Consider the following 20126-nt stretch of genomic DNA (forward strand, 5'->3'; position numbering starts at 1 on the left):
GGTCGTACCTTGGGCGGCGCACCTCTCGCACCGGACACAGGCATTGTAGGATAAAGAAACGAGTGACGGTCGCGAGTCGCAGACTAAAAATTCGGAAGGCGTGGTGCCTGCCCGCAGGCTTTCATCCTATAATAGGGGGCACATCTAGCAGGCTGATCTCCACATGACCCTTCGCATATCGCTCCGCAACGGCGAGCCTGTCATCGTCAATGGCGCGGTCCTGCGCTCGGTGGGCCGCACTGATCTCGTGCTGGAGAACAGTGCCACGATCCTGCGCGGGCGTGATGTCATGAAGCCGCAGGACGCAGTTACGCCGGCGAAGCAGCTCTATTTCGCCTGCATGATGGCCTATATCGATCCCGCCGATATCGCGCGACACCAGCATGTGCTGCTGGAGAAGCTGGAAGCGCTGATGGGTGCACTCGTCTCCGCCGAGGCGAAGGCAGTATGCGTCACCTTCGCCGAAAAGGTCGCGATGGGCGAGTTCTATCAGGCGCTTGCCGATTGCCGCTGGCTTATCGCCTACGAGGCGGAAGCGATCGCCCGTCTCGTTCCCGCTGGCGCCGAAGCCGCAGGCTGACGGGGGCGTTCGCGGATGTCGAGTCTGGCCGCTGCCGTTGCGGGGTTGCGCATGCTGGCCCCCGACCGGCGGTATGGCCGGGTGGTGGCGGTTCGCGGCGCTCTCATTGAGGTGGATGGCCTCGCCGGTGCGGCGCGCATCGGTTCACGCATAAGTCTGCAGTCAACGACCGGCGCGATCGAGGCGGAGGTCGTCGGTCTCGATCACGGCATCGCGCACTGCATGCCGTTCCATGAACCCGAAGGCATTGCTTCGGGTTCAAGAGCGGACCTGTCCGCCGGTCAGCTGGGCTTGAGAGTGGCGCCGCAGTGGCTGGGCCGCGTTGTTGATGGCCTCGGCCGTCCCGTCGACGGGAAGGGCCCTCTCGTGCAGGGACCGGAGCACCGACGCATGAAGGCCGCTCCGCCCGCCGCCTCTGCCCGCGCCCGGGTGGGCGCCCGCATCGAAACGGGCGTGCGTGCGCTCGACCTCTTTGCGCCGCTGTGCCGGGGACAGCGCCTTGGCCTTTTCGCCGGCTCGGGTGTCGGCAAGTCGACGTTGCTGTCGATGCTCGCGCGGTGGACGGAGTGTGACGTGGCCGTCATCGGCCTCATCGGCGAACGTGGCCGCGAGGTTCAGGAATTCATTCAGGATGACCTTGGGGAGGAGGGGCTTGCCCGCAGCGTCGTCGTCGTCGCGACGTCCGACGAGCCGGCGTTGTTGCGGCGGCAGGCTGCATGGACCACGCTTGCCATAGCCGAGCATTTCCGTGACGCCGGGCTCGACGTTCTGTGTCTGATGGATTCGGTGACGCGCTTCGCCATGGCGCAGCGCGAGATCGGCCTGGCGGCGGGCGAGCCCCCCGCCACCAAGGGGTACACCCCGACAGTCTTTGCCGAACTGCCGCGTCTGCTGGAGCGCGCGGGACCGGGTTTGCCGGGCCAGGGGGCGATAACGGGCCTGTTTACCGTTCTTGTCGATGGCGACGATCACAACGAGCCGGTGGCGGATGCCGTTCGCGGTATCCTTGACGGACACGTGGTGATCACGCGCCAGATCGCCGAGCGGGGGCGTTATCCTGCTATCGACGTGCTCCGGTCCGTTTCCCGCACTTTGCCGCATTGCCTGCCCGCGGAGGACAATGGCACACGCCTCGCGGCGCGGCGGGAATTGGCGATGTGGAAGGACATGGAGGAGATGGTGCGGCTGGGCGCCTACCGCCCCGGCGCCAACGCCGAAGTCGATCGCGCCGTGGCCCTTGCCCCGCGCATCGAGGATCTTCTCCGGCAGGACCAGCGTGACCGTAGCTTTGTCGCGGCTGACTTCGCAGCCTTGCGGTCAATCCTGGAAGGAACTTCATGAAAACACCGTATGATACGGCCATGCGTGTGCGCCAGCGCGACCTTGACGAAGTCAGCGCCGCTATTCGCCGGGAGGCCGGGGAACTGGGGCAGGTGGAGCGCGAGCAGGCGCGGATGCGTGCTGCAGTGCGCGATGAGGCGCTCCTTGCCACTGCGGACGTGACCCTGATATCGCCGGGCTGGCAGCGGCGGGTGCAGAACGCGCAGCAGTCCCTTTCCGACCGCCAGGCCGAACTCCAGCATCGGCTTGAGGCGCTGCGAGAAGTCGCCATCGATGGCTATGGCGTTCTGCGCGGCATCGAAACGGCGGCCCAGGACTATCGTGCGGATCTGGGCCGAAAAGTGGCGGCAGCCGAGCAGGCGACCAGTGACGATATGAGCGCGGCGGCGTTCCTGAAGACCCTCCGCATCCAGCGCCGCAGGGCAAGCGGTGATTGACCGCACGTCCGCTACGGCGGGGCTCTCTCGCCTGGATGCGACGCAGAAGTCGCGTCTGATCTATGATGAGGCGCGTTCGCAGATGGCGGGTCGCCTGTGGCGCGCGGCGCTTGGCTCGACAGAGAACGCCGATGCTCCGGCCTCCACGGCGGCTATGCCCGAAGAGGCTCATTCCATCGGGCTCGAACGCCTTCTGTCTCTCCTCAGTACGGAAGACGCCAGCCCATCACCGCCTTCGGGTGCTACAGGCGAAAACGCTGTCGAGGAGCCGAGCCCGGCGCCCGCTGCCCTGCGCGCTGGGGATGTGGATGGGGCCAACGCACGCTACACCCCAATGCTCAACGACGCGGCTGCGCGCAGCGGCATTCCCGCCGCTGCGCTCGCGGCGATCATCGACGCGGAAGCGGCGAAGGGGCCGGGCGGCGCGTGGCAGCCTTATTCGCGAAACCCTCGCTCCAGTGCGGCGGGGCTGGGCCAGTTCCTCAACGGAACCTGGGAAGGGGAGGCTGAGCGGGCAGGCACCTGGCTTAACGGCCGGGCGCGGGAGAACGGCTGGCTTGATTCGGATGGGCGGGTGCGCGGCGACAAGAGGGGTGCCCTCCTCGCTCTGCGCTATGATCCCCGCGCTTCGATCGAGGCTGTAGCCGACTACGCATCCGCGAACGTGCAGTCGCTGCGGAAGGCCGGAGTGCCGATCGAGAGCGGCGTGGCCGATATCGCGCGCGCGGCTTACCTGGGCCATCATCTCGGATTTGGAGATGCGCGGCGTTTTCTGGCTGGCGGTCTCGCTCCTGACCGGGCCCGCAAGCTGCTTGGTGCGCAGGTCGGGGCAGCGGCGGCGGAGCGCCGGATCGCCCAGGCGGGCGGAGCCGTGGCGGCGCATCGCACATGGCTCCTTGGCTATGTCGGGGAGCATATCAGGCCCGAACGGTTCGGCTAGGGCCGCCCAGAGCCTGCGCGAAGGGCGCCCAGCTACCCGTCAGTGGATAACTTCCATATAGGATTGATGGTTCCCGCATTATAGGAATATTTTGCCTTTCATGGAGCAGTGGCAAAAAGCCGCCTGCGCCACGGGGGTTCGCCATGTCGAAAATCACTGCTGCCCTGGAGTCCGCAGTCGCGACTGTACGGGCAAATACGCCGTCCGATGATGCTCCGCAGACGCGGCGGCAGAGGGCGGAAATCGACCGCGCTTTTGCGCGGATCCTCAAGCTGATCGCGCCGCGCATCCGGCACTTCATCCGCCAGTACGGGCTTGTCGGGCACTGGGACGATGCCGAGCAAGTCTGCGCAATCGCCGTCCATCGCGCCATCCTTGCTTACGAGCCGGAAAAGGCCCAGTTCACGACGTTCGTGAACTGGCAGATTCGCGGTGAGCTGCAGAGCCTGCGCTTCCGGGTGATGACGGACCAGCGGCCTTCGGCGAAGAAAGTGGAGGCGACCACGGTGTCGCTGGACGCGATTGCCGGCGGTGATGATGGCGAGGGCCTATCCATCCTTGCGGCAATTGCCGACGAGGATGCGCTGGGCCGCACGGAAGCAGGGGCGAGCGAATATCTGGCCCGCGCCGCCATGAGCGCGCTGACGGACAGCTATGTCGAACACCTGCGCAACGCGGGTCTCGACCGCATACGACGGCGCGCGCAACCCCGGAAGTTGACCCGCGCCGAGCGTGCCGCCGGTGTCGTTGTGCCTCGACGCCCCTCGCTCGACCCCAGCGAAATCACGGAGCTCGAGCAGCGTCTTGAGCACAACCGTCAGGTCGTGGAGGGACGGCTCTTCGACATGGCTCCTCTTGACGGAGACCATGACGAGGGTGCGCGCGAACGCATGCGGCAGGTGGCGAAGCGTGCCGCCAAGGCCATGGGCGACCTGGCGTGCATCGACCCACGGTTCGCGCTGATGGCAGAGTACCGGCAGACCATGCTCGCCTGCTGAGTGAGCTGTCGTTGCCGCCGCGTCACCTTTCACGCAGGTTCGTGGGCCGCGGTGCCGTTTTCATTGGCGAGGCCGCTCATGACGGTCCGGTTTACCTCGATCAGCTGATCCACGCTTTCGCGCCCGGTGATGACGAGCGAGGTATACCGGTCCACCCACAGGCCCAGCGAGATGATGCCCGCGCGCAGCTCTTCGGGCAGGGCGTTCGCAGGGTCGATGCACAGATTGCGAAAGGCGCTCCAGACCTGCCGGTTGCGGTGAAGGGCGGGCGCCAGCTTCACGCCGGACAGGCCGGCCTCGTGTGCAGCCAGCATCTCACCGGTTATTTCGCTCATCAACCGGTATTCGGTGCTGCGTGGCGTCGCGGCGACCTTCTGGGCGCGGACGTAGGCGTTGACGGACATTGGGGCTCCGGCTTTGGGCGTGTCGCTCAGACCATATAGGATGAAAGCCGGAGGGGTGGTCGCGCGTCGGGAAATTGTGCGCGGACACACCGCGGCGGGCGGCGACGTTCTATAATTCGGTCACAGCCCGCGCGCGCGGGCGCCATCATTGCGGACCTTTAATGCTAAACGTCATCGGCCTCGTCGTCATTCTGCTGTGCGTATTCGGCAGCTTCCTGATGTCGGGCGGAAGCCTCGGGGTCATTCTCCATGCCCTTCCGCACGAACTGATGGCGATCGGCGGGGCGGCGCTGGGGGCTTTCGCCCTCGGCAATTCGATGACCACGCTGAAGAAGGCCGGTTCCGGTATTGCGCGCGTTTTCAAGGGCGACCGCTGGAAGGAGGCGGACTACCGCGACCTGCTGGCGCTCCTCTTTACTCTGCTCGCGACCTTCAGGAAGGGCGGTGCCAATGCCATCGAACCTCATCTGGACGCGCCCGCCGAAAGCTCGATCTTCTCGCGCTACCCCCGTCTTCTGGCCGATCATGAACTGATCGAGTTCATCTGCGATTATCTGAGGATGATGACCGTCAACTTCGAGGATCCGCACCAGATCGCCGAGGCCATGGAAGGGGACATGGAGCGCCATCACCATGAGGAACTGGCGCCTCAGCACGCCATCCAGATGATGGCCGATGGCCTTCCTGCCATCGGCATCGTCGCTGCGGTTCTGGGCGTCATCAAGACCATGAGTTCGATCGACCAGCCCACCGAAGTGCTGGGAGCGATGATTGGTGGCGCTCTGGTAGGCACGTTCCTCGGCGTTCTGCTGGCATACTGTCTCGTCGGGCCGATCGCCCAAAAATTGCAGCAGATCATCGACGCGGATTTCAAGCCCTACCTTATCGTCAAGACCGCCATCGTCGGCCATGCGCAGGAGCAGCCCACCGAGATCGCCATCGAGCTTGCCCGCCGCATGACCCCGTCCCCCTATGCACCAAGCTTTCAGGAAATGGAAACGGCGCTGGAGGCGGTGAAGCAGCAGCTTAACGGCGCTCCGGCCTGACGGAGAACGGGCAGTGGCAACAAGGGGCAACGAAAAGCGTCCGATCGTCATCCGCAAGGTCAAGAAGGTGACCGGTGGAGGGCATCATGGCGGCGCCTGGAAGGTCGCCTACGCGGACTTCGTGACGGCGATGATGGCCTTCTTCATGCTCCTCTGGCTTCTCGCCAACCCCGATGAGGTCCAGCTGAAGGGTCTTGCCGAGTATTTTTCCGCCGACAGTGCAAAGGCCAACCTGTCCACCACGCTGACAAATCAGCCGGGCATGCAACCGGGGACAGGGGGCAACGGGCGGAACAACCAGTCGGATGATCAGGAGCCGCGCGGCCAGCCTGCAGCGGAAGCCGGAACCGTGGGTGTCTCGCGTGGCGGGACGGCGAACATACCTGAAGCGGCGCTGCGGGTGATGGCACAGGAGATGCGCGTCGCGCTCGAACCTCCGCTGGATTCAGGCGAAAAAGGGAATGAGGGCGCTGGCAACATAGACGTCCGGCCAAGTCGCGAAGGCATGCGTATCCACCTTGTCGACAGCCCGCAGCGATCGATGTTCAAGGGCGGTACGGCGGAGCTGAACGACTTCGCGCGCGCCATGCTTGCGCGTGCGGCGCACAAACTGGGGACGATGGACGCCCGCATTGCCATCGAAGGGCACACGGACGGTGCCGGTGGCGACAGCGAGGCGAACTGGCAGCTGTCTGCACAGCGAGCGCTGGCTGCGCGCGCGGCACTGGTCGCGGCCGGTCTGCGTCCTGACCGGTTTGCGGAAATCGTCGCCAAAGCCGGTACCGAGCCGGTTTATCCCGACGATCCGGACAGACCCGAAAACCGGCGTATCACGATCGTCGTCATGGCGGCGCCGGGGGCGCTGCCCCATGACGCCAGCTTCAAGTTCTGAGGAGTGCCGGCCATGATGAAGCGGGCAGCGTTCGGCCTTGTCGCCATTGTGGCCGGGCTCGGCATCGGTGCAGGTGGCGCATGGGGCGTGCTGCAATACTTCCCCCAGCAGTTGCCTCACCACAAGGCCAGTCGCAAAGGCCCGACGGAGTTCGTGCCGCCGGTGCAGATGCTGGCGCCGCTTGTCTTTCCGGATGGCAGGCTCGCGGGCTATGCGAACTTCGAGATCCAGCTTGAGGTCAGCGAAGGCGCTGGCGAGGACGTCGGAACGACCATGCCCCTGCTCATGAACGCGGTGAATCTGCGGACGTACCGTACGCCCCTGGCGAGCGGCAAGGACGGGCTCGTACCGGGTCTGGAGCCCTTTCGGCGGGTGGTGATGGAAGCGGCCGCCGAGGTCTATGGCAAGGATGTGGTGCGCAGCGTTGCCGTGACCCGGGCATCCCCGGGCTGACGGTCAACGCTGACTACCCTCCCGCGCCGAAACTCTTGACGAGTGACCCGGCGACCAGAGCCCACCCATCGACCAGAACGAAGAAGATGATCTTCATCGGCAGCGACACGGTCGCGGGCGGCAGCATCATCATGCCCATGGCCATCAGAACCGCTGCCACCGCAAGGTCGATCACCAGGAACGGGAGAAGCAGCAGGAAGCCGATCTCGAAGGCGCGCCGCAGCTCCGAAATCATGAAGGCAGGCATCAATGTCGTCATCGGGAGATCCGCGCGGGTCCGGGGCGTCTTGCCGGACAACTGCACGAAAAGCTTCACGTCGTCTTCGCGAACCTGGCTGAGCATGAAGGCGTGGAACGGCCTGCTCGCGCGTTCGAGTGCCTGGGTTTCGGTGATCTGACCCGCGCTGTAGGGCTCCATTCCCTGCTTCCAGGCGGCATCGAAGGTCGGCGCCATGACGAAGAAGCTGAGGAAGAGCGCAAGACTGATGACGATGGGATTGGGAGGGACGCCCTGGACACCCAGGCCTGAGCGAAGCAGCGACAGCGCGACGACGATGCGGGTGAAGGACGTGATCGTCATGAGGATGCCGGGCGCTAGGCTCAGCACCGTCAGGATCATCACCAATTGCAGCACGCGCCCCGACATCGAACCACCGCCGGTCAGGGCCGCTGCCGCACCTTCGCTCTGGGCCATGGCGGCTTGCGGGCAGGCGGCGAGGACACCAATCCCCAGGGCGAAGCCAAGGGTAACGGCGCAGAACTTCAGGAAGCGATAATCACGTCGCACGGAGCCCGCCCGCATTGCGTTAGATTGCATCAGTGGAAGTCCGGGCCTGCGCGCGTGCTTCTGGAAAGGTCGGCCATGTTGCCGTCTTGTGTAAACCAGACCTCGGGCAGCACGGGAATCCGCTCCGCAAAGGAGTTCGGCGGCTCCGGCAGGGGGGCCGGACGCGATTGCGGCTGCGGCGTTTCTACCGGATGAGGGGCCGCGGCATCGCCGATACGCTTCACTTTCATGCCGGTTTCGAGAACAGTTACGCCTTCGGGGCCGATCACCAGGCTGAATTCGGTCTCATCACGCCGAACCAGCAGCAAGGAGCGCTTCTGATCGATGGCCAGCCGCTCCACCACGTGAAGGCGCTTGTCGGATGCAGGCCCCGCCAAGCGGCCCAGCCAGGCCTGAGGCAGGGTGAGATCATAACGGCGCACGGTCCACAAGGCGGCGGCGAGGAGGCCCAGCACCAGCAGCAGCGCACCGAGCATCCGAAGAAGAGAAAGCGCGTCCAACTCAGCCCTCGCGTTCCATGACACGGGTGATTTCGAGCGACATGGACTCTCCGTTGACCAGGATGCGCCCTTCGGCAACGAGGCGGTCGTTCACGTAAAGGCGCGTGGGATCGTCCTGTCCGCAGTCGAGCGGGATCATGGCGCCGCGGCTCATCTTGAGGACCTGCCGGATCGGAATGCGGGTCGAGCCCAGCACGATCGAGAGATCGATGGGTATGCCTTCAAGAACCGACACGGCAGGTCTCCTTTCAGCAAGCCTTATAGGAAAATTTATAGGATCGGAGTCCCACTAGGAAAAAGTTGCCTATAAGAGGACAAGGAGGCCCGGTGTGGCCGGGAGCGTGAGGCAGCCGTGGCGGAACTGGGCAATTCAATCGAGGTGTCGGCGTCGGGGCTGCGCGCCCAGGCCTTGCGCATGCGCGTCATTGCCGAAAACCTTGCCAATTCGAACTCCGTTGCGACGACCGCCGATGGAGATCCCTACCGGCGCCGGGTGGCAACCTTCGCTGCCGAAGTCGATCGTGCAAGCGGTGCGACACAAGTGGCCGTCAAGGCCATCGAAGCCGATCGCAGCGCCTTTGGACGGATCTACCAGCCTGGGAATCCGGCAGCGGATGCGCAGGGCTATGTCGAGCAGCCGAACGTCAATCCGCTGATCGAAGCGGCGGACATGAAGGCGGCGCAGCGTTCTTACGAAGCGAATCTCAATGCCATCGAGGCGGCACGTGGCATGACCATGCGCACCGTCGATCTGCTGAAGTAAGGGAAGGCGGATGTCGATCGGAGCCCTGGATGGCGTCTCGGCCTACGCGCGCGCGATGCGAGCGACCGCGCCTCTGGCCACTCCCGCTTCGCCTCCGGCCGGCGCGGCCGCGTCGGCTGGCATGGCTTCCGGGGGAAGCGGCTTTGGCACCATGGTCGAGAATATGGTGTCGGAAACCGCAGGCGCCCTGCGCAGCGCAGAAGCGCAAAGCATCAAGCAGATCAGCGGCAAGGGCGACCTGATCGATGTCGTGACAGCGATAGGGGCGGCGGAAACGGCCCTCGACACTGTCGTCGCGGTGCGGGATCGGGTGGTGTCGGCCTACTCCGAAATCATGCGAATGCAGATCTGATGACCCCGGACCAAGCGATCGAAGTGGCCCGTGCCGCGCTGATGCTTATGCTTACGATCTCCGGGCCGATGCTGATCGCGGCCTTGATCGTGGGTGTCCTGATCGGTCTGCTGCAGGCCCTTACGCAAGTTCAGGAGATGACGCTGACCTTCGTTCCCAAGCTGCTGGTCCTGGGATTGGTCATGCTGGTGAGCCTGCCGATGATGGGGCATGCGCTAGGTGCCTTCATGGATCGTGTGGCTGACGCGATCATCGCGCGGTGAGGCTGTGAACGCCGTCGACGTGGCGACATTGCTCCGGCTGCCGATTGATGTGGCATGCGTCCTGTTGCTGTTCTGCCGGGTGGGCGCAGTGGTGATGCTGTTGCCGGCGTTTTCGGATAACGCCATCCCGCCTCAGATCCGTCTCGTCATGGCCCTCGCTTTCACTTTCGGCATGTACGGCATGCTGGAAACGCGCGTGCTTCCAGCCACGACATCGGGCGTGTCGATGCCCTTGCTGGTGATGAGCGAAGTCATGGTCGGGCTGTCGCTTGGTATGATCGTGCGGATCATGTTCAGCGCCGCCGCCATGGCAGGCGCGATCGCATCGCAACAGGTCGGGCTCTCCTCCGCCCTGGTCTTCGACCCCGCGATGGGCGGTCAGGCGCCGCTGCTGTCCCGGTTCGTGGGACTGGGCGCTATCGTGGTGTGCCTGGGGTTGGGTGTCCATCATCTATGGATCGCGTCGATCTTCACGTCCTACGCGAGTTTCCCCACCGGCGGGCTACCACCGGCGGCAGACTTCGCACACCTCGCGGTCTCGGTCATGGGGCAGGCCATGGCGCTGGGCGTCAGCCTGTGTGCGCCGCTCATACTTTACGGCTTGTTGTTCAACCTCGGTTTGGGTCTTGCCGCCCGCGTCGCGCCGGCGATCCAAGTCTTCTTCATAGCGCAGCCCCTCAACCTCCTGCTCGGCCTTTCCGTGCTGGCCATGACGATCGGTGCAGTGCTGACGACTTTCGCGCGCGCCATGGCCACATTCATGCAGAACGGCTGGACGTACTGACATGGCCGACGATCCATCCGACAAAGATCAGCGGACTCACGAGCCGACTCCCAAGAAGCTGGAGGACGCCCGCCGTCGCGGTGAAGTGCCGATGGCTCCGGAGGTTCGTCATGCCACGATGATGGCTGGCGCGCTCGCGGTCACGGGGTGGCTGGGGCTCTCGGCCATGGAGCGGCTCGGCACCATGCTGACCCGCCTTTGGGGCGATGCCCAGACCTTCCGGATCGAGCCAGACGGCGCGCAGAACCTTGCGACCGGGGTGGTCTGGCACACGTTCGTCTCACTGCTTCCCGTCTTCGCCGTGCTGCTGGCCTGCGCGGTGGGCACGGCGTTCCTGCAGGGCCGTCCCTCGCTGAGTTGGTCCCGCGTCAGTCCGAAATGGTCGAAGCTGTCTCCGGCCGCAGGCGTGAAAAGGCTTTTCGGCACAAGGGCGCTGGTGGAGTTCACGAAGACGCTGGCCAAGATCAGCGCCATAGGGCTGGTCGTGTGGCTGGTCCTTGCGCCCGGCCTGCAGGGGGTCGATGGCCTCGTCGGGCGCTCCCCGGGCGCCGTGGGAGCCGTAGCGGCAGGACTTGCCTTCCGCGTCCTGCGCGCGGTGGTAGTGCTGATCGTCGTCTTGGCGCTGCTGGATTTCCTCTGGCAACGGCGTTCGTTCCTTCAACGCATGCGCATGACGCTTCAGGAGGTGAAGGACGAACACAAACAGAGCGAAGGCGATCCCAAGATCAAGGCGAAGATCCGCCAGATCCAGATGCAGCGCGCCCGAAAACGGATGATGGCGGCCGTGCCTGCCGCCAGCGTGATCATCACCAACCCGACCCACTACGCCGTTGCACTGAAGTACGAACATGGCGCCATGGCGGCACCGTCCGTCGTCGCGAAAGGCACGGACGCGGTGGCGCTGCGCATCCGCGAGATCGCGCAGGAAGCAGGCGTGCCGATCTTCGAAAGCCCTGCGCTGGCGCGGGCCCTCTTCGCCGCGGTGGAAATTGATCAGCCGATACCCATCGAACACTATTCCGCCGTCGCAGAGATCATCGGCTACGTGATGCGCCTGGCCCGGGGCCGCGCACAGTGAGGGCAGCGCTCAAGAGGGGCTCACCGCCAGTGGCAAGAAATCAGTCACGCCGCGACGGTTCTGGCCATCCCCTTCCTATAAGTACGGGAATGCCGAGGCTTCTGTTCTTCCTGCTGGCGGCCCTGCTGCTTGCCCCCTTGCCGGCCATGGCCGGGCCGCAGCCGCGTATCAAGGACATCGTCAACATCGAGAACGTGCGGCCAAACCAACTGGTCGGCTACGGTCTGGTCGTGGGCCTGCAGGGGACAGGGGATCGGACCCGCAACGTGCCGTTCACCGAGGAAACCCTGCAGGCCATGCTCGAGCGTATGGGCGTCAACATCCGGGGTAGCCAGATGTTGACGCAGAACGTTGCCGCCGTGACCGTCACGGCCACGATGCCGCCTTTCGCGCGTGCAGGCTCGACCATAGATGTGCAGGTTTCGGCGCTCGGCGATGCGAGCAGCCTGCAAGGTGGCATCCTGCTCGTATCCTCGCTGCGTGCTCTCGACGGCGAAATCTACGCGGTCGCCCAAGGGCCGGTGGCGGTTTCGGGTTTCAAGGCCCAGGGCGCCGGCGCCAGGCTGAGCCGGGGCGTGATGACCACGGCGCGGATCGCAGGAGGTGCCATCATCGAGCGGGAAGTGCCTTATGACCTGCGTTCGGCCACCACGCTGAAGCTTGCGCTGAAGAATCCGGACTTAACGACTGCGCGGCAGATCGCGCTGACCGTGAACCGGCAAGCGCCCGGCTCGGCCGAGGTTCTCGATCCTGGAACCGTCGAACTGCGGCCCTATGGAAGCGGCTCGCTCATCGATCTGCTTACGCGCGTGGAGAACCTTCCCGTCGCGGTGGATCAGCCGGCGCGGATCGTCATCAACGAAGCGGCAGGGACCGTCGTCATGGGCGCCGACGTCCGCGTAAGCCCTGTGGCGATCGCTCAGGGAGGCTTGACGATCAGCGTCACCGAGACGCCGGTCGCATCGCAGCCCGGCCCCTTGTCAGCGGGTCAGACCGCCGTTCTCCCCCGGACACGGATAGAGGCCAACGACGGAAATGGCGCCGCGCTGGCGATGCTGACAAGCGGAACGTCTCTTCAGACGCTTGTCGGTGGCCTCAACGCTCTGGGCGTCAGCCCGCGCGACCTGATCACCATCCTGCAGGCGCTGCGTACCGCAGGCGCGCTTCAGGCCGAGATAGCGGTGCAGTGATATGAGCGAGCAGAAAGTCACAGCCGCAGGGTCGCAGCCCCCACCGCGCCCCGCGACTGTGCACCCGGATCGCAGCCCCGGCGCTGTCGCCAGACAGTTCGAGGGTGTCTTCGCCGGTCAGATCACGAAGATCCTGATGGAGACGGTCGAGCAGGATCCGCAGTTTTCCGGCGGGCACGGCGAAGATATGTTCCGCGGCATCCTGGCCGAGCAGATCGGCAACCAGATCGCTCAGGGTAGAGGCCTCGGCATCGCTTCGGCGGTTCAGGCGCAGATCATCCGGCTGCAGGGAGATGAACCGGGTGCCCGGTGAAGTGATAGCCATCATGACCTCGCTGTCTGCGGTCATGCGGGAGGAGACCGCCAGGCTGGACTCCAGCCAGCGAGCGCTGGACCTTGGTGAACTTGCAGAAGTAAAGGCCCGTCTGGCCGGGGCGCTGGAGGAACGACTCGCGCGCCTGACGCGGCAGGAGCCGGGCTGGGCCACCGGGATGGGCGCCGAACTGCGCCACACATTCGCGGAAGCTCTTGGCGAGCTTCGCGCTGCCTCCATGGTCAACGCGGCCCTGCTGGAGCGGCACATCGAACTGTCCGTGGACATGATGGCCGCGATTTCGGCCGAGGCGAAGCGTCTCACCGGCAACCGCGCCTACGGGTATGGGGCGAGTGGAACCCTGGCACGGTCGGATCTCACGACGCCCATCGCTGTCAACGGGGAATTCTGACACGCGGCCTGCCGGGCTGCGGCTGCGAAGATGGCCAGGCCTGCTACTCGAACACGGCGGAAACGACGGCGGCAACCGCGTCCGGATCCAGCGCGTCAAGTGCCACCTCCACATCAGGAACCTGGCTGTACCCGAGCATACGGCCATTACGGTCCACCGCAACAGATACGACGCGCAGACCGTCTTCCTCCCGCACAACAGCCAATCCGCCGGCCACGGGGAAACGGTCGGGATCGACGACCAGCGTCGCACGTCCGGGCAGGCCGGCACCAAGGGTGGGCCTGCCGACGCGCAGCCCGTACGCGCGGGGGCCTGCAGAGCGGGGCGCTTCTACAATGGCCTGCAAAAGGGTCCGGGCGATCAGGCCATCAGGCAGCGGGGTGCCGTAGACCGGCAAGAGCCTGACCAGAGCCGTTTGCCCGTCCGAGGCGCCGTGCGGTGGAGGCGCGTCCCTGCGGACCGGAGCGGGCGGCTTCGATGCAGGCTTCTCCCGCAGCGCATCCCCGGCGGCAAGCTCCTCCCTCAACGCCGCGATGCGGGTACGGGACTTCGTCAGGCGCGCCTGCGGATTGGCTACCAGCGGCAGTACCGGGTCCAATGCTCCACTGCTGGCCAATCTTTCGAGGTGCGCGGCGAGCGCTGCATCGTCTGCCATGCCGAACAGGCGGCGCAGGGCGCTGCGGACATCCTCGTTCCAGCGCTCCAGCGGCTTGAGTGCATTCTCGATCCGTGAAAGGACGACGGGCGCGATGCCGTATTCCTGTTCCAGCGCGGCGATTGTAAGGGCGGGATCGCTTCCGCGACGAGCCCGCAAGGCAGCGGCCAGGAGGACGGCCGCTCGTTCACCCTCCGGGTCTGCCGGTATGGTGCCGTGAAGCGGTTCGGCCCATGCCGCGATGTCGAAGGAAGGATCGTTGACGTCGATCAGGAGTTCGTCGGCCGTGATGCCCAGAGCACGTGCGATCAGACGCAGTTCATCGGCTCGGGCGAAGACCTCCCCCCGTTCGATCTTGGAAAGACGAATATAGGTAATCGCCGGAAGTCTTTCGGAGAGTTCAAGCAGTGAGCCGATGTTCATCTGCTTGCGGAACTTGCGAACGCGGTTCGGGAACACCAGAGTGCGATGGAAATCAATTTCCATCAGTTCACTTCCTTTAATGTGCCGTTGTTCTGCCCGGAGGCTTGTTCCAGGCGACTTGTCGTTCATCGCTGTCCGTATCCGATCGAAGCCCATACAGGCTTTTTCATGCCTCTCCGACAGCGTCAATGCACCCTTTCGGGTGAACCGCCGAATCGGTTCTTTTCCGCGACCATTACTCTTTGGTGCAGTTCCAGACGGGTCTGGAGCGCCCCTCCTTAAATATCCTTAAAGCCCGCGCCGGTTGCACTTGAGCCTTGAACTTACTTCAGGAGCGTCACGGAGGCGGCGCCTGAAGGATCCGGTCCGGAGCTTGAAATGGGAACCGCCGAACTGGCCCGGCCTTCAGCCCTTGCTGGTCGCCGTCTTCATCAGGGCCATCTGTTTGCGATAGAGATTGGTCAGCGCCGCGTAGTCCTGCTGCACCTCGCCAAGCGCCAGAAGCTGGTCCTCAAGCGTCACATTGTTGCCGTCGGGCTTGGTTTCGCTCGTCTCGCTGTCCAGCACCACGCGTCCGCCCGTCTGCGGAGGTCGTGCACCGAGAGCGGCCATGCCGCCCGACAGCTCCACTCTGGGCCGGGACACGTGGGGGGGGCCGCCGGCTCCAAGCTGTCCGTCGAGGAGGGAGGCGAAATCCGGCGCCTCCACCGTCCGTGCCTTGTACCCGGGAGTTTCGCTGTTGGCGACGTTCTCGGCGATAACACGCTGGTGCTCGGCCATGGATTTCATGGCGCGGCTCATGCTGTCGAATATGGCGGGCAAGGAGGACATCAGGGGCTTTCCTGTCACGCTGTGCCGGTCAGCCGGGCGAGGGCGGCCTGGTAGTTGGCGAGTTGTGCCTGCTGGTACGGTGAACCCGAGCCCCCCGACATCACGCCGTCGACCAGAGCGGCCTTGGCTGAGTCCCAGTAGAGCGAGCGATAGGCGGACTGAGTCATGGATATGGCCGAAGTGACCGCTGTCAGCGCAGCCGCCGCGGTTTTCACGTCAAGCAGGGTCAATGTGTCGTCGAGGGCAAGGTTGTAACGACCGCCTGGTGTGACCTTGGGTTCGTTTCTGGCGGCAACCTTTGGGGGGATGAGCCGGATGGGCTCGAGGCCCAGCTTCGGCAGCGCATCGGTCCCTGTCGCGCCGGCAACGAGCTCAAGGGTATGGCCCGACTTCACCTCGATCTTGAGGCTGGACAGACCATCCGTGAACGGGGTGCTGATCGTGGCGTCAGTTCCGGTAATCCGGCGAATCTTCTGGGCGAGAGAGGCCATGGTCTCACCTTTCTCGATGGTGACCGTCCGCGCCGCCCCGCCGTCGAGCCTGATCTTGAAATTGTCTCCCACCCGCAGAGAGGTCTCCGTGACCAGGTCGCCGGTCGCCTGCTGGTTGAGCAAGCCGCGGTGCAGGCCAAGGGCCCCGAGCGCCGTCGAGCCTCCGGACACGGCGGACAGACGCACCGGCTCGATAGAGGTGGCGAGGCGCCCCCACTGCGAAACGGTCTGGACCGAGCCGCTGCCCGGATCAATGCGAGCGACAAAGCCGTCCACCCGGCCGGACCTTTCGCCTTCCAGAGTGCCGGCCGTTCGTCCGCCGACGTACAGGGAGCCGTTCAGAAAAGTGAGGCTGTCCGCCTGGTCGGCCTCTGCCGTTCCTATGTACGTCGTGGACCGGCTGGAGAAGTCAGCGTCGATGAGCATGACGAAGGCGTCCATTCCCCCACTGGGGGCGTTGACCTGGTCGCCGAGCAGGCTGCTGCTGGACGTTCCCGCCACCGCGATCTGCCCTGTCTCCGATACCGCTATCGCGCGCGCTGAGGCCGCACCCAGCTCAAGGCTGCCTGCATCCTCGCCCAGCGAGGAGCCGAAGCGGCGCAGCGTGGCAATGCCCTGCTCGTGCGTAAGGGCAAGAAGGCGCCCCTCGCCATCGATGGCCAGCGCGGCCACTGAATCTGATCCTCCGCTGTCGATCGTGCGCCGCTCGATGAGCTTGCCGGCGCTGTCCAGCTTGACGATCACCGCGTCTCCCCCCCCCGAGGACGCGCGGCCGGCCACGAAGATGGAACCGTCACGGCCCACGGTGACCGCACTGGCTGTTTCGGCTCCTACCTGCCGGATGACTGTATTCGAAAGTTCCTGCCCCTTGGCGTTGAAGCGAGCCACCAACATGTCGCCCTGGATCTCGTCTCCGCTGCTGGCGGTTCCCGCAACCACGATTTCGCCATTGGGGGCGAGGGTGACGGCCGCACCCCGGGCGCTGCCAGCGGTCCCCAGACTGCGCTGCCACACGAGGTTGCCTTCGCTATCCACCTTGGTGAGGAATAGATCGTCGGTGCCGTCCCCGAGGTGCGTCCCCAGGTCCCCGGCGGTCGTGCCGACGATGTAGCTGTACCCCTGCGCATCCGTGACGAGCCCCTGTGTGGTCGTACCGGCATTAACCGTGAGGTCGGCAGCGTCATCTTCCGTGCTGTCGATCGCGGCCGCTTGCGCTCTCGCGGTGGCGGCCGCGTCTACGGCGCTTATCGAATTCAACCGCTCCCAGCTCAGCGATCCCGCGCGGTCCTCAATACGATACACGTTCGCGCTGACCGGGCTGTCCTGGCCGGAGATCTGCCGTGTCTCACCGCTGGCGATCATCAGGGCGTCGGCCGTGCCCACCTGATCGAGAGATACTTGCTCGATGCCGGATGGGTTGAACACAAGACCCCATTTCCCGCCAGACTTCTCGACCGTGAAATTCGATGTCCACTTGCTCGTCGGGTTTCCGTCGGCATCGAGAACCGGGCTGCCGTTCGCATCGAGAAGAGGCCTTGCGGCGATGGCCGCGTTGAGCGCCCCCGCCACCGAATCGAGCGTCGGCGGCTGGCTGCTCTGCGAAAGATCGACTGTCACGACCTCCGTCAGGCTGCCCTTAGTGAGGGAAACGGAAAAAATTTCCGACCCGCTCAGGCCCTCCAGAGATGCCGCGCGCGTGGCCGAAACGCCGGCACCGACCACCGCCCCAAGAGCGTAGACCGAGGGCAGGCCCACTGTCCGGCTGGTGCTGGAGGCGGACCCGAAGGCAAGCGTCAGCAGATCGGTTTCCGCCGACGCTAAATAGGACTGCAGATCGCTCAGCCCTCTGGCGAACGCCTTCTGAAGGGATGCGCGCTCCGCCTCCTGAAGGGTTTTCGATGTCCCCGCTTCGGCAAGAATCCGCAGGTTCTCCAAGGCCTTGTAAGCGGTGAAGGCCGTCTGCACATCGGGCAAGCCGTCAAGGGAACTGTCCCCGGAGGTGTCGATGATCGAGGCCAAGCGCTTGACTGCGGCCACCTGCGCGCTGGTCGCTCCGCTCATCTCCCCAAGCCCCTGCCACGGGGGTGTCACGGTCGGTGTGGAGAACGCCTTCTTCGCTGCGATGACAGCCGGGCTCTCCGTCGATGCCGCCGTGCTGAGATAGGAGGAGTAGGAGGACGTTCCGCCCAGGATGGACAACCCGATCAACCCATTATTCAGACTTATCGTCAATTGTGCCTCGTAAGCCGGTTGCGCGGGGGTCTCTCCTATAAATAGAAGAGAGTCGCCGGAATCGGATGGGATCGCTTCAAAATTGCCATGACGTTTCAGGGAAACTCACAGTGAACATGATGACTGCGGTGGGTGAGCCGCCCGAGCTGAAGAAGTACTCGGGCACGCAGCGGGCGGCTGCGCTGCTGCTGGCACTGGGCCAGGAGCATGGCATCCCCATCTGGCAGCAACTCAACGACGACGAGATCAAGGAACTGTCGGCGAGCATCGCGCAGCTCGGCCGGGTACCGGCGCCCGTGGTCGAATACCTGCTGGGGCAGTTCGTCGGGGAAGTCTCCTCGATTACCACGCTGCATGGCTCCTATGAAACCACCGAGCGCCTGCTGGAGGGCGTGCTCTCGCCCGACAGGGTGAAGGATATCATGGAAGACATCCGTGGTCCTTCCGGGCGGACCATGTGGGACAAGCTTTCGAACGTCAGCGAAGGCGTGCTGGCCGGATACCTCAAGAGCGAACACCCGCAGACAGTGGCCGTGATCCTGCAGAAGCTGAAGTCCGACCATGCGGCGAGGGTGCTGGCGGCACTTCCCCGTGAGTTCAGCACCGAAGTCGTCCTGCGGATGCTGAAGACCGAGACGGTTCAGAAGGACGTGATCGTTCAGGTCGAGCAGACACTCAAAACCGAATTCATGACCAATCTTTCGCGCGCGCAACGTCGGGATCCGCACGAATCCATGGCGGATCTGTTCAACGCCATGGACCGCGCGACCGAGGAAGCCATGCTGGGCGCGCTGGACGACCGCGCGCCGGAATCCGCCGAGCGCATCCGCGGGCTCATGTTCACGTTCGAGGATCTGGGCAACCTCCTGCCGAGCGCCATCCAGGTCGTTGTGCGCAATTGCAACAAGCGCGAGCTGGCGCTGGCCCTCAAGGGGGCGCCGGAAGATATGCGGCGCCTGTTCTTTGGGGCGATGACGGAACGTGCTGCAAAGCTTCTGCGCGACGACATGGCTGCCATGGGCCCCGTCCGCGCGCGCGAGTGTGAGGCTGCGCAGGGCAATCTCGTGGCGCTCGCAAAGGATCTCGGCGAGAAGGGAGAAATCCTGCTCGCCGATCCGAAGAGCGACGACGCGATGATCTACTGAGGTGATGATGGACGCTGCGGCCACCATACAGCCCTTCGGCTTCGACCGGGTGTTCTTTCACAAGGTCGACACGCCGGTCGCACCGCCGCAGCTGCCGGATGAGCCTTCCTTTGAAGCGCTTCAGGAGCAGGTGGAGGATCTGCAGGCGCTTCTCGAGCGGATGAAGGCTGAACATGCCGTCGAGCTTGCCCGCGCTCGCGCCGACGGCTTTGAGGCCGGAGCCGCGCAGGCGCGGACGGAACGCGGCGAGGCGCTGCTTGCAGCAACGGACGCGCTTTACGCCTCCTTGGATCTCGTCGAGTGCCGCTTTGACGAAGCGGCGCAGCGGATGGTGGGTGAAGCCGGGGCCGTGGCCTTTCATGCGGCGGAAATGCTGGCCGGCCACGCCATTGATGAGGCTCCGGCAAGGGCCATTGACGAGGCTCTGGGCCGTGCGCTCGATCAGGTGGTGCGCGGGACCGCGCTGGTCGTGCGCGCCAATCCTGAGATGTGCGAGGATATCGCGGCGCTGATCGAGGCCCGCGAAGGCCGTGCCGGTCGTGCGCTGTCCATCACCGTCGTCAGCGACGAGGAGGTGGCACCGGGAGACGCGCGTATCGACTGGAACGCGGGCGGCCTGGACGTGGACTTGCAGGCCCGCCGCGCCGCCGTGCTGGCCGAACTCGACGGGGTGCTGCGACCTGCCACCCAGCGCGGCATGCCAGATGGCCGGGTGCCGCGCGAGGCTTGATCGCCTTTGCAGGGCGAGGCCGCGACACAAATTTCCATCGACCCGGCAAGTCTTGCCTAGTCTTATCCTATAATACCCTCGAAGGC

At 64.9% G+C, this 20126-nt stretch carries 25 protein-coding genes; 18 read left to right on the forward strand and 7 right to left on the reverse strand.

Features of this window, described 5'->3' with window-relative positions; translation table 11 throughout:
- Positions 1-163 precede the first annotated feature (163 nt).
- The 5 genes from QOL62_RS13835 to QOL62_RS13855 all read left to right on the forward strand — a co-directional run bounded on the left by QOL62_RS13835 (position 164) and on the right by QOL62_RS13855 (position 4296).
- Positions 164-580: a flagellar biosynthesis repressor FlbT gene (locus QOL62_RS13835; protein ID WP_103728714.1), complete on the forward strand. Its 417-nt coding sequence runs from the start codon at positions 164-166 to the stop codon at positions 578-580.
- Between the two features lie 15 nt (positions 581-595).
- Entirely contained in the window at positions 596-1921 is a 1326-nt protein-coding gene (gene fliI / locus QOL62_RS13840; protein WP_283406697.1) for a flagellar protein export ATPase FliI, read from the forward strand.
- Positions 1918-2358, forward strand: a complete 441-nt coding sequence (locus QOL62_RS13845) for a hypothetical protein (RefSeq protein ID WP_283406698.1) — start codon at positions 1918-1920, stop codon at positions 2356-2358. Before fliI ends, QOL62_RS13845 begins: the two co-directional genes overlap by 4 nt.
- Positions 2351-3298, forward strand: coding sequence for a peptidoglycan-binding protein (locus QOL62_RS13850; RefSeq protein ID WP_283406699.1), 948 nt, complete (start codon positions 2351-2353; stop codon positions 3296-3298). Before QOL62_RS13845 ends, QOL62_RS13850 begins: the two co-directional genes overlap by 8 nt.
- Positions 3299-3441: 143 nt before the next feature.
- Complete coding sequence (locus QOL62_RS13855; RefSeq protein WP_103728710.1) at positions 3442-4296, forward strand: RNA polymerase subunit sigma-70; 855 nt, start codon at positions 3442-3444, stop codon at positions 4294-4296.
- Positions 4297-4325: 29 nt separating this feature from the next.
- On the opposite strand, the gene flaF is transcribed toward QOL62_RS13855, so the two are convergent.
- Complete coding sequence (gene flaF / locus QOL62_RS13860) at positions 4326-4700, reverse strand: flagellar biosynthesis regulator FlaF (protein WP_283406700.1); 375 nt, start codon at positions 4698-4700, stop codon at positions 4326-4328.
- Positions 4701-4861: 161 nt separating this feature from the next.
- Here flaF and motA point away from each other — a divergent pair, with 161 nt between their 5' ends.
- From motA to QOL62_RS13875, 3 genes are read left to right on the forward strand one after another with little or no spacing between them, the layout of a single operon-like run.
- The gene (gene motA, locus QOL62_RS13865) at positions 4862-5746 is read left to right on the forward strand and encodes a flagellar motor stator protein MotA (protein ID WP_103728708.1); all 885 of its coding nucleotides are present in this window, start codon (positions 4862-4864) and stop codon (positions 5744-5746) included.
- A 13-nt stretch (positions 5747-5759) separates the two neighbouring features.
- Positions 5760-6638, forward strand: coding sequence for a flagellar motor protein MotB (locus QOL62_RS13870; RefSeq protein WP_283406701.1), 879 nt, complete (start codon positions 5760-5762; stop codon positions 6636-6638).
- Between the two features lie 12 nt (positions 6639-6650).
- Positions 6651-7091 (forward strand): hypothetical protein, encoded by a 441-nt coding sequence (locus QOL62_RS13875; RefSeq protein ID WP_233203829.1) that lies wholly within the window; start codon positions 6651-6653, stop codon positions 7089-7091.
- Between the two features lie 13 nt (positions 7092-7104).
- On the opposite strand, the gene fliP is transcribed toward QOL62_RS13875, so the two are convergent.
- The 3 genes from fliP to QOL62_RS13890 all read right to left on the reverse strand — a co-directional run bounded on the left by fliP (position 7105) and on the right by QOL62_RS13890 (position 8613).
- Positions 7105-7785: a flagellar type III secretion system pore protein FliP gene (gene fliP / locus QOL62_RS13880; protein WP_283406719.1), complete on the reverse strand. Its 681-nt coding sequence runs from the start codon at positions 7783-7785 to the stop codon at positions 7105-7107.
- A 122-nt stretch (positions 7786-7907) separates the two neighbouring features.
- The gene (locus QOL62_RS13885; RefSeq protein ID WP_103728705.1) at positions 7908-8378 is read right to left on the reverse strand and encodes a flagellar biosynthetic protein FliO; all 471 of its coding nucleotides are present in this window, start codon (positions 8376-8378) and stop codon (positions 7908-7910) included.
- A 1-nt stretch (position 8379) separates the two neighbouring features.
- Positions 8380-8613 carry a FliM/FliN family flagellar motor switch protein gene (locus QOL62_RS13890; protein WP_103728704.1) on the reverse strand — a complete coding sequence of 78 codons (234 nt, stop codon included), beginning with the start codon at positions 8611-8613 and terminating at the stop codon, positions 8380-8382.
- Between the two features lie 117 nt (positions 8614-8730).
- On the opposite strand from QOL62_RS13890, the gene flgC reads away from it, so the two are divergent.
- The 8 genes from flgC to QOL62_RS13930 all read left to right on the forward strand — a co-directional run bounded on the left by flgC (position 8731) and on the right by QOL62_RS13930 (position 13533).
- Complete coding sequence (gene flgC, locus QOL62_RS13895) at positions 8731-9141, forward strand: flagellar basal body rod protein FlgC (RefSeq protein ID WP_103728703.1); 411 nt, start codon at positions 8731-8733, stop codon at positions 9139-9141.
- A 10-nt stretch (positions 9142-9151) separates the two neighbouring features.
- Positions 9152-9493 carry a flagellar hook-basal body complex protein FliE gene (fliE, locus tag QOL62_RS13900; protein ID WP_103728702.1) on the forward strand — a complete coding sequence of 114 codons (342 nt, stop codon included), beginning with the start codon at positions 9152-9154 and terminating at the stop codon, positions 9491-9493.
- Complete coding sequence (locus tag QOL62_RS13905) at positions 9493-9756, forward strand: flagellar biosynthetic protein FliQ (RefSeq protein WP_103728701.1); 264 nt, start codon at positions 9493-9495, stop codon at positions 9754-9756. The genes fliE and QOL62_RS13905 overlap by 1 nt, the downstream gene beginning before the upstream one ends.
- A 4-nt stretch (positions 9757-9760) precedes the next feature.
- The gene (gene fliR / locus QOL62_RS13910; protein ID WP_283406702.1) at positions 9761-10540 is read left to right on the forward strand and encodes a flagellar biosynthetic protein FliR; all 780 of its coding nucleotides are present in this window, start codon (positions 9761-9763) and stop codon (positions 10538-10540) included.
- A 1-nt stretch (position 10541) separates the two neighbouring features.
- Entirely contained in the window at positions 10542-11618 is a 1077-nt protein-coding gene (gene flhB / locus QOL62_RS13915) for a flagellar biosynthesis protein FlhB (RefSeq protein WP_283406703.1), read from the forward strand.
- Between the two features lie 89 nt (positions 11619-11707).
- The gene (locus tag QOL62_RS13920; RefSeq protein ID WP_379511684.1) at positions 11708-12808 is read left to right on the forward strand and encodes a flagellar basal body P-ring protein FlgI; all 1101 of its coding nucleotides are present in this window, start codon (positions 11708-11710) and stop codon (positions 12806-12808) included.
- A 1-nt stretch (position 12809) separates the two neighbouring features.
- The gene (locus tag QOL62_RS13925) at positions 12810-13121 is read left to right on the forward strand and encodes a rod-binding protein (protein WP_283406704.1); all 312 of its coding nucleotides are present in this window, start codon (positions 12810-12812) and stop codon (positions 13119-13121) included.
- Positions 13102-13533: a flagellar biosynthesis protein FlgN gene (locus QOL62_RS13930; protein WP_283406705.1), complete on the forward strand. Its 432-nt coding sequence runs from the start codon at positions 13102-13104 to the stop codon at positions 13531-13533. The genes QOL62_RS13925 and QOL62_RS13930 overlap by 20 nt, the downstream gene beginning before the upstream one ends.
- A 43-nt stretch (positions 13534-13576) precedes the next feature.
- Here QOL62_RS13930 and QOL62_RS13935 read toward each other — a convergent pair whose 3' ends face one another.
- The 3 genes from QOL62_RS13935 to QOL62_RS13945 all read right to left on the reverse strand — a co-directional run bounded on the left by QOL62_RS13935 (position 13577) and on the right by QOL62_RS13945 (position 18165).
- Positions 13577-14674 carry a helix-turn-helix domain-containing protein gene (locus QOL62_RS13935; RefSeq protein ID WP_283406706.1) on the reverse strand — a complete coding sequence of 366 codons (1098 nt, stop codon included), beginning with the start codon at positions 14672-14674 and terminating at the stop codon, positions 13577-13579.
- A gap of 342 nt (positions 14675-15016) precedes the next feature.
- Entirely contained in the window at positions 15017-15442 is a 426-nt protein-coding gene (locus tag QOL62_RS13940; protein WP_283406707.1) for a flagellar basal body rod protein FlgB, read from the reverse strand.
- 14 nt (positions 15443-15456) lie between these two features.
- Complete coding sequence (locus QOL62_RS13945) at positions 15457-18165, reverse strand: NHL repeat-containing protein (protein ID WP_283406708.1); 2709 nt, start codon at positions 18163-18165, stop codon at positions 15457-15459.
- Between the two features lie 116 nt (positions 18166-18281).
- Here QOL62_RS13945 and QOL62_RS13950 point away from each other — a divergent pair, with 116 nt between their 5' ends.
- Entirely contained in the window at positions 18282-19310 is a 1029-nt protein-coding gene (locus QOL62_RS13950; RefSeq protein WP_103728732.1) for a flagellar motor switch protein FliG, read from the forward strand.
- A 7-nt stretch (positions 19311-19317) separates the two neighbouring features.
- Positions 19318-20040 carry a FliH/SctL family protein gene (locus tag QOL62_RS13955; protein WP_283406709.1) on the forward strand — a complete coding sequence of 241 codons (723 nt, stop codon included), beginning with the start codon at positions 19318-19320 and terminating at the stop codon, positions 20038-20040.
- Positions 20041-20126 lie beyond the last annotated feature (86 nt).

It is taken from the genome of Novosphingobium panipatense, assembly GCF_900182875.1.
Classification (GTDB): Bacteria; Pseudomonadota; Alphaproteobacteria; order Sphingomonadales; family Sphingomonadaceae; genus Novosphingobium; species Novosphingobium panipatense.